We start from the raw sequence: 12,118 nt of genomic DNA on the forward strand, positions 1-12,118 counted from the left end.
AAAATCCTATCTCAGGATGAATCGACTTGAAACCGCGCAGATCACGATTTCGCGGCGGCAAGCGGCTACACCGCTGCGCGCGCCGATCGGGGAAGCCAGGAGTATGGCTTACGGATCGAGCTCGGTGTCCCAGTACAAATAGTCGAGCCAGCTATCATGCAGATAGTTTGGCGGAAACAGCCGGCCGTTGCGGTGGAGCTGATGCACGGTCGGCGCGAACGGCGCTTGTCGCGGAAACATCTTGGCCTGCTGCGGCGTCAGGTTGCCCTTGCGCAGATTACACGGCGAGCAGGCTGCGACGACATTTTCCCAGGTGGTTTGACCACCTTTGCTGCGCGGGATGATGTGGTCGAAGGTCAGGTCGTCATGCGCATGACAATACTGGCAGACGAAGCGGTCGCGCAGGAAGACGTTGAAGCGGGTGAAGGCGGGATGGGTGGTCGGCTTGACGAAGGATTTTAGCGACACCACGCTCGGGAGCTGCATCTCGAAGGTCGGGCTGTGTACGGCGCGGTCGTAATGCTCGACGATATTGACGCGTTCGAGGAACACCGCCTTGATCGCGTCCTGCCACGACCAGAGAGACAGCGGATAGTAGCTCAGCGGCCGGAAGTCCGCGTTCAGCACCAGTACCGGCCAACCGCCCTGCGAGACATGTGCGTTCAAGTAACGCTCCTGACCCCCATGTTAGCTGCGAAGCAGCATGCGCCCTGCATACTACAGGCAGCGTGACGGGATTGTGAAGAGCGTTCCGGGACTTATCCGAAGCTGTCACCGTTCCGCCCCGATTTGCATCGGGGCCGAGAAGACCGCTAAATCGTGACCCAACGGGCAATGTTCAGCGCTGGCGGACCCCAGGAATGGTCACCCCTTCACGTTATCTTGAGGCGCCGCGCCGGTTGCGGGCGTTTGTTCGCGCCCATGAAACGAGCCTGGTGGTCCTGGCCGCGATGATCGGAACCATTGGCGGCCTGGTGGTGCTGGCGATGAGCGTGGCGGTGGCTGCCCTGCACGCACTGCTGTTCAACATCAGCATGACGGAGCGGCTTTCCAGCCAGCCTGACATCGAGACGCTGCGCGCCGTACTGGTTCCAAGTCTCGGCGGCTTGGTGCTGGGCGCAGCCCTCCTGCTGTTGCTGCGCTGGCGGCCCGCGCGCGAGATCGATCCCATCGAAGCCAACGCCCTGCATGGCGGGCGGATGTCGTTTCGCGGCAGCGTCATCGTGGCCCTGCAGACCACCTGGTCGAGCGGGGTCGGGGCATCGGTCGGCCTTGAAGCCGGATATACACAGCTTGCGAGCGGCCTTGCCGCTTCGCTCGGCCGTGGATTTCACCTGCGCCGCGCCGACCAGCGCATCATGGTCGGTTGCGGGGCGGCGGCTGCGATCGCTGGTGCGTTCGGTGCTCCGCTTGCCGGCGCCTTCTATGCCTTCGAACTCGTGATCGGAGGCTATACCCCGGCGAGCCTGGCGCCGGTCGGCGTCGCCGCCGTGGCGGGTTACTTCGTCACCCATGGATTTGAGGCGCTGTCACTCGGCATCAGCATAGGCCCGGTCGGGGACGTGGTCGGGCGCGATCTTGCCGTTGCCGCGCTGCTCGGGGGTCTGGCAGCGTCGTTTGGCATCCTCATCATGCGCGGCGTGGCGCTGTGCGAAACCGGGCTTGCGAAGGTCCGTCTCTGGCCGCCGCTCCGCCCGGCACTCGGCGGCCTCGCGGTCGGTCTGCTTGCGCTGGTGACACCGCAGGTGATGTCTTCGGGTCATGGCGCGCTGCATTTTTCGGGCCTCGTATCGATGCCATTGCAGATCATCGCCGGCGTCTTCGTCCTGAAGGCGCTGGCCTCGATTGTCTCGCTCGGCTCCGGCTTCCGCGGCGGACTGTTCTTCGCCACGCTGTTCATGGGTGCGCTTGGTGGCCGCCTGTTCGCCGGCGGCGTCGATCTGGTCTGGCCGGGTCTCGGCCTCGATCCGAATGTCTATGCGGTGATTGGCATGAGCGCGCTGTCGGCGTCGGTGATTGGCGGTCCCTTGACGATGTCGTTCATCGCGCTGGAATCGACCGGCAATCTCTGGCTGACCACGGCGGTGCTGGTCGCGGTCATCATCTCGACCATGATCACGCGGGAACTGTTCGGCTACTCCTTCGCCACCTGGCGATTTCATCTACGCGGCGAAACCATCCGCAGTGCCGCCGATGTCGGCTGGATCCGCGATCTCACGGTCCAACGCCTGATGCGGCCGGATGTCGCCACGGTCGACGCCGGTATCGGGATCGAGGACTTCAGGGTGAAATTTCCGCTGGGGTCGAAGACGCAGGTCGTCGCGGTCGATGCTGTGGGGCGCTATGTCGGGCTGGCGGTGGTGGCCGAAGCGCACGCACCTGACATCGATGCCGCCCACGGTCTCTTTGGCATCCTGCATCATCGGGACGCCGTGCTGCACCCGGTCATGAATATTCAGGAAGCCATTGCGGTCTTCGACGCCGCCGAAGCGGAATCGCTGGCGGTCGTCGAGGCCGATGGCGAACATCGGCCTGTCGGGATTCTCACCGAGGCCCATGCCATGCGGCGCTACGCGGAAGAATCCGACAAACGCAGGCGCGAGGCGATCGGGGAGGTCTGAGCGCCATGGCGCTCAAGCGCCGCGCCATGCGGGTGTCTACGGTTTGGCTGCGCTGGTAACGAGCTTCAGGCCCAGGCCGAACATGACCGCGCCGGCCGCGCGATCGACCCAGGACTTGTACGACAGATAGGCCCTTTGCGGCCCTGCCGACGAGAAGAGAATGGCGACAAGCGCATACCAGGCGGACTCCACGACAAACACGGCGGCGAGCAGCGCCGCAGCGAACGCCACGGAAAAGGACGAGGGGAGGAAAGCTGCGAACACGCTCGCATAGACGATGGACGTCTTCGGGTTGCTGACCTGCGTGGAGAAGCCCAGCCAGAACGCGCGCAACGGCCGGGAGCCGTCCTCACCGCCGCCCGCGACCAACGCAAGAGGCTGCCGCGCCGATCTGAAGATCAGAAAGCCGAGGTAGCAAAGATACAGACCGCCCAGCACTTTGAGCACCGCATAGAGTGCCGGCACGGCCAGCAGGACGCTCTGCAGCCCGAGCAGCGCCGCCGCGCCGAACAAGGCGCCGCCTGCGCCCATGCCCAGCGCCGTGGCAAGCGCCCGGATTCGGCTGGAGGCGACAGCCACGCGCGCCACCATCACGAAACTGGGCCCGGGGCTGATCACGCCTACGCTGAGCGCGGCGACGATGCTGGCGAGCACGGCAAGTTCCTGCATTGGCAATTCTCCGGGTCGGCTAGGTGATGCTACTACTCGGTGTGCGGCGGCGCTTCAACCGCCCAGGCCGGATCGGCGCCGAATGAGGATGGCGAGCACGGCCTGTTTGACGGGCGAGGCCGTTTCCGCCCTTCACCGGTCTAGATTTTCTCCAGCTTCTGCAGGCACCGCGTCACGCCGACTTCCGGCGGCATGGGCGTATCCGGATGACTGGTCTTCCAGTCGGTGACGCCGACTTCGCCGATATAGATGTCGCCTTTCGAATCCAGCGCGATGCCGTGGGGTGCGAGGAATTTGCCGGCCTCCAGCCCCGGGCCGTTCTCGCCGCCGAGCCGGGCGATCCGGTTGCCTTTGGAATCGACGATCGAAAGTCGCGGACCGAGATTGGGCACCTTGCGGTTGACCGCCATGCCGGGACCGAGCTCGCCGACGATGAAATTCGGCTGCTTGCCGCCGCAGCAACACAGCGCGCACGGCCGGTGCAGAAAATTCCACTGCGTCTCGTATTTGCCGTTGCCGTCGAACACCTGCACGCGGTGGTTCTCGCGGTCGGCGACATAAACCCAGCCGTCGGCGTCGGTAACGATATTGTGGACGATGTTGAACTGGCCGGGATCGGTGCCGGGCTCGCCCCAGCTCTTCAGGAGCTTGCCGTCAGGCGAATATTTGTGAACGCGGGCATTGCCGTAACCGTCGGAGACGTAGATCTCGCCCTTAGGCGACAGCGCCGTATGGGTGCAGCGGTGAAACGGCTCGCCGCTCATGAACGGTGCTGGCTTGTTCGGGATGCCGATGGTCAGCAGCACCTTGCCGTCAACAGTGCACTTGCGCACGGTGTGGTCGCCATCATCGGTGCAATAGAGATTGTCATCGGCATCGATGTGCAGGCCGTGGGCGCGGTTGAACAGGCCCCAGCTTGTGATGAAGTTACCCTCGCGGTCCAGCACCACCATCGGATGGTCGCCGCGATTGAAGACGTAGATGCGGTCCTTGCTGTCGACGGCGACGGAGGCGACGTCGGTCAGGCGCCAGCCGTCCGGCAGCTTTGCCCAGTTCTCCACCACGCGGTAACGGTGCTCGCCCGAGCCGAGAATTGCCGGCATGCGTCTCTCCCCATCTGATGCTTGTTGGCCGGGAGTGTTGCAGAGACCAGCCCGAAGCACGAGAGGGATTTGCGCATGGCACGTTTCCGGGGCCAGAGCATTTTCGAGCGAAGTGGATCCCGGTTCGCATAGCAATCAAAGTTTACGCAGATTGCGTAGACTTATCTGCGGTAGAAAACGCGTCAAAACAAAAGACTAGCTGCCGATATCCTCCGCTGCGATGATACGCTGGCGCAATGCCAGGCGTACCAGTTCGATGTCGGAGGCGACGCCGAGCTTGGCGCGGATCTGATAGCGCGTGTTGGCCGCGGTCTTGACGCTGATATGCAGCGTGTTTGCGATCTCATCCACGGATTTCTCCGCCAGCAGCATGCGCAGGATTTCGAATTCCCGCGGGCTCAGGGCGTCGATCGCCGAAGGCTCGTCGGCGAGCCGGCTGATGGCAAGTTCGTGGTCGATGTCGGGGCTGAGCGCGATGCGGCCGGCCATCACCTCGGTAATCGCGCGCAGCAACGCGTCGGGCGGGTTGCTTTTGGTGACGAAGCCGCGTGCGCCCGCCTTGATCGCCTGGACCGCATAGGCGGCGCTCTGGTGCATCGTGAACACGAGGATGCGCGCGGACTTGTCCCATTGCCGGATGCGCTTGATGGCCTCGACCCCGCCAATGCCCGGCATCGACAGGTCCATGATGACGAGGTCGGGGCTCGCCTCCTTGTAGACGCGATAGGCATCGGCGCCGTCGCCGGCTTCGGCGACGATTTGCAGGCGATCCTGCTTCTGCAGCAGCGACCGATAGCCCTCGCGCACGATGGCATGGTCGTCCACCAGCATCACGCGCGTGCGGCCCGACGTGTCCGCCATCGCTAGATCTCCGCCCGCATCGCCGGAATGCGCGCGACAAGCCGGGCGCCGCCGGTCTCTCGCCGCTCGAACTGCAAGGTCCCGCCGAGCGAGACCACGCGCTCCTGCATGCCGAGCATTCCCATGCCGGCGTTCGGCGTGAGGCCGGCGGTCACAGCTTCGCCGTCGTCCTCGACGGTCAGGACGACGTCGGCGTCCCCGGCCTCAAGACGCAATTGCACGTTTCTCGCCTGTGCGTGCTTGGCCGCATTGGTGATCGCCTCCTGCGCGATCCGATAAAGACTGGCGCTGACACCAGGCGGCAAGTCGTCGGCCTTGCCGGTGACGGCAATCTCAAACCGGGTGCGCCCCTTCTCAAAACCGTTCCAGCTCGCAACCAGGCTTTCGAGGCTGAGGGTGAGGCCGAGTTCGTCGACATCGGGCGGACGCAGGCGTACCAGCGCGCCGCGCAGGGTGTCCATCAGGCCTGCGGTCGTGCGCGAAATGCTTCGGCACTCCTCCAGCAGCGGCGGACACTCGCGCTCTACCGTGTGGGTAATGGAGGCGGTCTGGGCCGCGATGGCAGTGAGCGATTGACCGAACTCGTCGTGCAGTTCGCGCGCCAGGCGCCGCCGCTCCTCGTCCTGCACTTCGATCAGCTTCCGCGTCAGCGCGTTGCGCTCGGCAAGCGTTGCCTGCAGCCGCTGTGCGAGGGTGTTGAAGACGCCGGAGATGGCCGACAATTCCGCGAGATCGAAACGCGGCAGGCGCGCCGAAAGATCGTTCGCCGCCAGTTGCCGCAGTCCGGTGGCAATGGCCCGGGTCGGCCGCAGCGCGCGCGCCAGTGCGGCGTAGACCGCAACGCAAAGCCCCGCCAACGTGAACGCCATGATGGAGAGCAGCCGGCTCGCCTCACGCCAGCTCTGGCCGATCTGCGTGGCGGGATCAAACGTTGCGACGGCCATGCCGCGGGGATTGCCGGCAACGAGGACCGGCACCGAGACCGGTTCGCCCGGACGAAAGATGGCGCGATAGATGAAGGCGAAGCTTTCGGGCGCGGCGATTTCGTCGGCGAGCGCCCCGCTGCAGACGCCCTGGCGAAACGCGCCGGCATTGTCGCGGTAGGCAATGCAAAGGCCCGGTTCCATCAGCGCCGCGATCCCCTGCAGATCCGGCGTCGCGTTGATGGACACCGAGAGCCATTGCGCCTGCGATTGCTGCAACGAGAGATCGCGCGCCACGATCTCGGCGATACGGCCCGCTTTGGCTCGGGCGGCGCGGTCGCTGTCGAACAAGGCATAGGCCGCGACCGCGATGAAGCAAATGGCCGCCAGCGCCGCGACGCGTAAGGTCAGCCGCAGCTTCAGATCGATGGCGGGCGGCGGGCTCGCCACGGAGTTGGATGCCTGTCGCAAGCTTCCTCCCCAAGCTCCCTCCCGACGACTTCGAATATTGCGGCAAATTTAGTTGGGAAGAAAGCGGGCCGGGATAAGATCGGGTATTTCACCCGGCTGATCCAGGGAAAGCTGCCGTTTCGGCAGGGCTATGGATCGGGCGGTATCGCGGCGACTAAGGCAGCAGTTCCGAGGTGATCCATGCGCCACATCGCCCTTGTCCTCGCTACGGCCATCGTGCTTGCAGCGCTTGCGGCGGCCGCCGCCGAGACGGCCGCGCCTCCGGTCAAGATTGCGGTGTTTCCGTTCGAACTGGAGGATTTCAGCGCCGGCGCCGCCTACGTCCCTCCTGACGATATCGACCGCGAGCAATTGCGGCTTTCGACGGAGGAAGCGCGTCGGTTGATCGCGGCATCGGGGCGCTATCAACTGATCGACGTCAGCGCCGTGAACGACGAGGCGGCGAAGGCAGGCAAATTGCGGGAGTGCGACGGCTGCGATGCCAGGATCGCCGCGGGCCTTGGCGCCGACCAGTCGATGATCGGAATCGTCACCCGCATCACCCGGACGGAATACGCGGTCACCTACAGGATTCGCGATGCCCGGTCCGGGGCGCTCGTGGACGTCAAGCAGACCGACCTGCGCATGGGCGCCAACGTGGCGTGGAGCCGCGGGGCGCGCTGGCTGATCGAGCGCCGTCTGCTGGAGCAGTGAATTGGTGGTGCAGCCGAAAGGAATCATTTGCAATGGATAAATTGATGAAATTACGGATCATGAGCCTCACTTTGGCGGCCGCCGCTATTGTCTCCGCCTGTCCTGTCCGGCACAGCCATGCGCAGGCTGGCCTTCCCGTGCTCGCCGTCGCCGAAATCTACTATGTCGACACCTCCGGCGAGGTGATCGATCAAAGCGCCGACCATCGCCGGCGGCTGCGTGATTTCGAAGCCGCGTTGCGCAGCGATATGGCAGCGAGCGGAAAGATCGCGAATGCAGCGCTTGAATGTCCGCCAAACGCCTGCTCGGTGGGCGACATCGATGACGGTCAACTGCTGCGCAAGGCGAAGGAGGCCGGCGCCACCCATCTATTGATTGGCCGCTTTCACAAGATGAGCACGCTGATACAGCAGGCGAAATTCGACGTCATCGACGTGAAGGCGCGGAAAGTCGTGTTCGATCGCTATATCAGCTTCCGCGGCGACAACGATGCGGCCTGGCAGCGAGCGGAATCCTTCCTTGCCCGGCAAATCCTCGATCACGGCGAATGGTGAGCGTCAGCGCGGCAACAGCCCTTCCTCGATCGCCTTGATCTGCAGCGCAAGGTGCTTTGAGCCGATGCGGCATTGCGCGAGGCCGCCGGCGATCAGCCAGAGGCCGCGTTGGCCGGTGCGCGTATACATGTTGCGCAGTTCCTGCGCCTCGCCAAAGCCCCAGATCGTGCCGACGCGCGCGGCCACCGTCTCGCCGAACAGTTTTCGAACCAGCTCTTCCTGACGCTTGTAGCCGGTCGCCAGCACGACGAGATCGGCGGCAATGGTCTCGCCGTCTTTCATCTCTGCGCCGGCAGCCGTGAACGTGTCGAGATCGGCGAACTGCTTCAGCGCGATATCGCCTTTGACGATCAGATCGGAGCAGCCAACGTTGAAATAATAGCCGCCGCCGCGCGTAAGGTACTTGAACTGCCAGCCGGTATTGTCCTCGCCGAAATCGAGCTTGAAGCCGACGCGTTCGAGGCCGTCGAGCAATTCCTGGTCGAGCTCCTTGGACTTCTGCGCCGTGATCGCATGGCTCTAGCGCGCCAGCTTCAGCGGCATCGAAGTGGCGATTAGGTCGTTGTCCTCGAGCGTGCCTTCGTTATAGGGCGCGTAAACCAGTTGGGCCGATGGTTCGATGCTGACGATCAGCGTGGAGGAGCGCTGGAACAGCGTGACGCTGGCGCCGCTCGAATGCAGGTCCTGCGCGATGTCGTGGCCGCTGTTGCCGGTGCCGATCACGATGGCGCGCTTGCCCTTCCAGTTCTCGCCGTCGTCATACTGGCTGGAATGCAGCACCTTGCCGGCAAAATCCTTCAGTCCGGCAATATCAGGCACGCTCGGAATGCCGCTGACGCCGGTCGCCAGCACCACATGGCGCGGACGCATGGTGCGCCTGCTGCCATCAGCCTGGCGCAGCGTCACCGTCCAGCGGCCGTCCTTCTCGTCATAAGTGCCGCCCTCGAATTCGGTCCCGGTCCAGAAATTCAGCTCCATCGCCTCGACATACGCCTCGAACCAGTTGGCGAGCTTGTCCTTTGGAATATAGGTCGGCCAGTTCGGCGGGAAATGCAGATAGGGCAGGTGGTTGACCTGCACCTGATTGTGCAGCGTCAGTGCGTGATATCGCTTGCGCCAATTGTCGCCGATGCGCTTTTCGCGATCGACGATCAGCGTGTCGACATTCAACTGCTTTAAGCGCGCGGCGATCGAGAGCCCGGATTGCCCGCCGCCGATCACGAGCACGGTGGGATCGTGGTCGGCATATTCGGCCGAGGCCTTGCGCAGATCGAGCCAGTTGGGTCCGCGAAAATCGCGCGAATAGGCATTGCCGCGCGGGCGATTGACACCGAGCTGTTCTTCAAACCCCTTGAGCTCGCCGAGCTCGGTCAGCAGCGTCCAGGCTTTCAGCCGGTTGCCGTCATCCGCATCCGGGATCAGGCGGATGATGCCGCTGCCGCGTCCGACCTTGGTCTCGAACTTGAAGATCGCCTCGATCGCGTTGGTGCCCGCGCGCATCACCTTGCGCGGCGCAGCGCGGCCTGGAGCGATGGCAAAGTCTGCAGGAGCCATGCGGCGGGCCAGCGGCGGAAGGGCCGTCAGGATCGCATCCCTGCCGTTCAGCGTCTGGATATTCCAGCTCAGCGCCAGCACATCACGCCAATAACTGTCGGGATGGAATAGCTGATACAGCAGGGCGTCGTCGGGCTTTGCCAGCGCTTCCTCGAATTGCGCAAGCCAAGTGTCGGCGGCTACCGAACTATCGTCCGTCCTGTCGAGCATGGGCGTTTCCCATCACCGGCCGTCTTCGCGGCGTTTTCCCTGTTGCTGGAGCGTATACCTATTCGGGACGGCGCGGAAAGGGAGGCATCGAGCATGCTCTGGCCGACCTAGCTTCTCCGGCTGCGGCGTTCCGGTCGTTCAGGCTGCACTTTCCGCGGAAGTTTTTGCGGTTTCGGTGGTTCGAGGTGCTGAAGAGGCAATGGTGCGCCTGCCTTGAGGGTCTGGATTGCAATATTGCTGCGCACCTCGCGCACGATTGGCAGGTTGAGGAGTTTGTCGACCAGAAAGCGCTGATAGTCGGCGAGATCGGGCACGACGACTTCGAGGAAATAGTCGGCCTCGCCGGAAACGAGGTGGCAGGCAACGATCTCGGGCATCGGCACGATGGCCTTCTCGAACTGCAGCGCGCGTTCGTTGGCATGTCCTTCGATCTTCACGCCGAGAAAGACTGAAAAGCCGAGCCCGATGCGGTCGCGCCGCAGGGCTGCCCGATAACCTTCGATGTAACCGTCTCGCTCCAGCCGCTTGACGCGACGCAAGCAGGGTGAGGGCGACAGGCCGATCTTGTCGGCCAGCTCGACGTTGGTCAGACGGCCGTTGGCCTGCAGCTCGGCCACGATACGGCGGTCAATCGGATCAAGGTCTGAATTTGGCATACTACCGAACTCATGCCGCCAAAAAAGGGCATAGAATAGCGCAACTGTCCTCGAACTTGGCACAATTAGCAAGGACCTGCCTCGGCATCTCGTGGCACGATGACGGCATCAACCCCTCGAACCGAGTGAGCCGTGATGCCCGATCATGCCAATTGCCAGCCGCTGCTAGACGCGGTCGGCCGCTACTTTGACCTGATGTTTGACGGTGACGTATCTCGCTTCGACGAGGNTATTTGCGCCGAGCGCCCAATTGCATGGATTGCGAGATGGCAGTCTGCGTCGNTTTGTCGGCGCAGGAATTCAAGAACGCGCTTGCGGCCGGACCATCGCCCAAATCGAAGGAAGCGCCGCGTCTGCAGCACCTGTTGCTGGTGGATTTCGCGTCGCCCACGCAGGCGCTGGTCAAGGTTCGCGTCAGGATCGACACGCTGCTCTATGTCGATTACCTCTCATATCACTGCATCGATCACGCTTGGCTGATCACGGCCAAGTCGTTCCATGTCGAGCAAAGATACGAGCCGTAACAACCGATGCTTCGACGCCTAGGGCGCGAGCGACAGGATCAACCCCTGATCCGGCGGCACGCGGCCGTTGAGCGTGTCGAGATAGGCGCGTTGAACGGCCGTAGGCCCATGGTGCTCGATCACCTTCATCCATTGATCCAGCTTCGGAGCGAAACCGGACCATGCGGCGCCAAACCGCATGTCAACGCCACCTGGCCCCCATTCCTTGGCGCGTTTGCGGATTTGGTCGGGGGCGAAGAAAAACTGAGGCTTGGCGCCCGGCAGGGCCTGCGCCGCTTCATCGGGTGATGACTTGCGATGCGTGAGGCCAATGATGCCGCTGTATTTCATCTGCTCGCCGAAGTGCCGGTGCAGCGTCGTGCGTAACGGTGTGTTGCCGGCCATATCGACATAGGCGACGGCGGAATTCTTCGGCAGCGAACTGACGCTGTCATAGGTCACGACCTCGTCGTAGCAGCCGAGCGATTTGACGAACGAGGTGTTGCCCGCCGAGGTCAGGCCGATCACCTTGATGCCGTTTCTCCTGGCGTGCAGCAGGTGCGCGAGTCCATAAGCGGTTTTGCTGGAAGCCGAGGACAGCATCACGCTTTTCGCGCCATAGAATTCGTTCTCGGCAAGAAAATCGTCGACCAGGAACGACAACATGAACAGCGGCCGCAGCAGCGCCTGATAGTCGCCCTGCTTGCCAACAAACGCCGGATCGCCGCTGACACGCCTGTAGGCATTATAGACCGGCGCCACGCCTTGCCGGTGCGCGGCGGCGTCGCGGAGCCCAATCTTGGAGACATCGGCAGCTTCGATGACGAGATGCGTCGCCATCGGGAAATAGCCGAACAGGATTTCGCCGGCGGCCATCGCCGGATGTTTCGAGGTGATCGCCTCGCCAAAGCCCCATACCGGAACGTTGCCGAATCCTCCGGGCGCCGGAAACAATTGCCAGTATTTCAGGTGGTCGCCGAGCACGGCATAGGTGATGTTGTTGGCGGTGAAGGCAAAGCGCGTCACCCGCACCAGCAGCGCCTCGTCAGGCAGAGCGGCTGCGTCAGGCAGTTGCGTCTCGATCACCTTGCACTGCTGCAGATCGTTGCGGGCGACGACGAAGTCGATGGCTTGCATGATTTCGCTCCCTGCACTTCACATGCAGCAATCTTTGCGCCTTCCGATGAACGTTTTGCAACAGCAAAGATGTTTAAAACGCTGTTTGGATTGGGTACGGGAATGCCTCCTCGTCATTGCGAGCCAACGGGNTCGCGCGAATGCGCGCCCGATGACAGGCTCC

11 protein-coding genes and 1 pseudogene are annotated in these 12,118 nt (G+C 63.3%); 4 read left to right on the forward strand and 8 right to left on the reverse strand.

Features of this window, described 5'->3' with window-relative positions; translation table 11 throughout:
* Positions 1-108: 108 nt before the first annotated feature.
* Entirely contained in the window at positions 109-666 is a 558-nt protein-coding gene (locus tag CQ14_RS15260) for an HNH endonuclease (RefSeq protein WP_057858692.1), read from the reverse strand.
* Positions 667-860: 194 nt separating this feature from the next.
* On the opposite strand from CQ14_RS15260, the gene CQ14_RS15265 reads away from it, so the two are divergent.
* Positions 861-2,621 carry a chloride channel protein gene (locus CQ14_RS15265; RefSeq protein ID WP_057858693.1) on the forward strand — a complete coding sequence of 587 codons (1,761 nt, stop codon included), beginning with the start codon at positions 861-863 and terminating at the stop codon, positions 2,619-2,621.
* A gap of 36 nt (positions 2,622-2,657) precedes the next feature.
* On the opposite strand, the gene CQ14_RS15270 is transcribed toward CQ14_RS15265, so the two are convergent.
* The 4 genes from CQ14_RS15270 to CQ14_RS15285 form a co-directional block, all read right to left on the reverse strand.
* The gene (locus CQ14_RS15270; protein WP_057858694.1) at positions 2,658-3,290 is read right to left on the reverse strand and encodes a LysE family translocator; all 633 of its coding nucleotides are present in this window, start codon (positions 3,288-3,290) and stop codon (positions 2,658-2,660) included.
* Between the two features lie 140 nt (positions 3,291-3,430).
* Positions 3,431-4,393 (reverse strand): peptidyl-alpha-hydroxyglycine alpha-amidating lyase family protein, encoded by a 963-nt coding sequence (locus CQ14_RS15275; RefSeq protein ID WP_057858695.1) that lies wholly within the window; start codon positions 4,391-4,393, stop codon positions 3,431-3,433.
* Between the two features lie 195 nt (positions 4,394-4,588).
* Positions 4,589-5,254: a response regulator gene (locus CQ14_RS15280; protein ID WP_057858696.1), complete on the reverse strand. Its 666-nt coding sequence runs from the start codon at positions 5,252-5,254 to the stop codon at positions 4,589-4,591.
* Between the two features lie 2 nt (positions 5,255-5,256).
* A complete protein-coding gene (locus CQ14_RS15285; protein ID WP_245320360.1) occupies positions 5,257-6,648 on the reverse strand; it encodes a histidine kinase in 1,392 nt (463 codons plus the stop codon).
* A gap of 180 nt (positions 6,649-6,828) precedes the next feature.
* Between CQ14_RS15285 and CQ14_RS15290 the strand changes: the two genes are divergently transcribed.
* Positions 6,829-7,341 carry a DUF3280 domain-containing protein gene (locus CQ14_RS15290; RefSeq protein ID WP_057858697.1) on the forward strand — a complete coding sequence of 171 codons (513 nt, stop codon included), beginning with the start codon at positions 6,829-6,831 and terminating at the stop codon, positions 7,339-7,341.
* Between the two features lie 44 nt (positions 7,342-7,385).
* Positions 7,386-7,895, forward strand: a complete 510-nt coding sequence (locus tag CQ14_RS15295; protein ID WP_199805535.1) for a DUF2380 domain-containing protein — start codon at positions 7,386-7,388, stop codon at positions 7,893-7,895.
* A gap of 3 nt (positions 7,896-7,898) precedes the next feature.
* Here CQ14_RS15295 and CQ14_RS15300 read toward each other — a convergent pair.
* Both CQ14_RS15300 and CQ14_RS15305 read right to left on the reverse strand, forming a co-directional pair.
* Positions 7,899-9,659, reverse strand: a pseudogene (locus tag CQ14_RS15300) (flavin-containing monooxygenase).
* A gap of 107 nt (positions 9,660-9,766) precedes the next feature.
* Positions 9,767-10,315 carry an Lrp/AsnC family transcriptional regulator gene (locus CQ14_RS15305; RefSeq protein WP_082649884.1) on the reverse strand — a complete coding sequence of 183 codons (549 nt, stop codon included), beginning with the start codon at positions 10,313-10,315 and terminating at the stop codon, positions 9,767-9,769.
* A 284-nt stretch (positions 10,316-10,599) separates the two neighbouring features.
* Between CQ14_RS15305 and CQ14_RS46275 the strand changes: the two genes are divergently transcribed.
* A complete protein-coding gene (locus tag CQ14_RS46275) occupies positions 10,600-10,839 on the forward strand; it encodes a nuclear transport factor 2 family protein (protein WP_245320361.1) in 240 nt (79 codons plus the stop codon).
* Between the two features lie 18 nt (positions 10,840-10,857).
* On the opposite strand, the gene CQ14_RS15315 is transcribed toward CQ14_RS46275, so the two are convergent.
* The gene (locus CQ14_RS15315; protein ID WP_057858699.1) at positions 10,858-11,955 is read right to left on the reverse strand and encodes a DUF2855 family protein; all 1,098 of its coding nucleotides are present in this window, start codon (positions 11,953-11,955) and stop codon (positions 10,858-10,860) included.
* Between the last annotated feature and the right edge of the window lie 163 nt (positions 11,956-12,118).

Origin of the sequence: Bradyrhizobium lablabi (assembly GCF_001440475.1) — a bacterium.
Taxonomy (GTDB): domain Bacteria; phylum Pseudomonadota; class Alphaproteobacteria; order Rhizobiales; family Xanthobacteraceae; genus Bradyrhizobium; species Bradyrhizobium lablabi.

Excerpts from the sequence above, each read along its gene's own strand:
- CQ14_RS15265 (WP_057858693.1), top strand. The coding sequence starts at position 861 with ATGGTCACCCCTTCACGTTATCTTGAGGCGCCGCGCCGGTTGCGGGCG.
- CQ14_RS15270 (WP_057858694.1), bottom strand. The coding sequence starts at position 3,290 with ATGCAGGAACTTGCCGTGCTCGCCAGCATCGTCGCCGCGCTCAGCGTA.
- CQ14_RS15275 (WP_057858695.1), bottom strand. The coding sequence starts at position 4,393 with ATGCCGGCAATTCTCGGCTCGGGCGAGCACCGTTACCGCGTGGTGGAG.
- CQ14_RS15280 (WP_057858696.1), bottom strand. The coding sequence starts at position 5,254 with ATGGCGGACACGTCGGGCCGCACGCGCGTGATGCTGGTGGACGACCAT.
- CQ14_RS15290 (WP_057858697.1), top strand. The coding sequence starts at position 6,829 with ATGCGCCACATCGCCCTTGTCCTCGCTACGGCCATCGTGCTTGCAGCG.
- CQ14_RS15295 (WP_199805535.1), top strand. The coding sequence starts at position 7,386 with ATGAAATTACGGATCATGAGCCTCACTTTGGCGGCCGCCGCTATTGTC.
- CQ14_RS15305 (WP_082649884.1), bottom strand. The coding sequence starts at position 10,315 with ATGCCAAATTCAGACCTTGATCCGATTGACCGCCGTATCGTGGCCGAG.
- CQ14_RS15315 (WP_057858699.1), bottom strand. The coding sequence starts at position 11,955 with ATGCAAGCCATCGACTTCGTCGTCGCCCGCAACGATCTGCAGCAGTGC.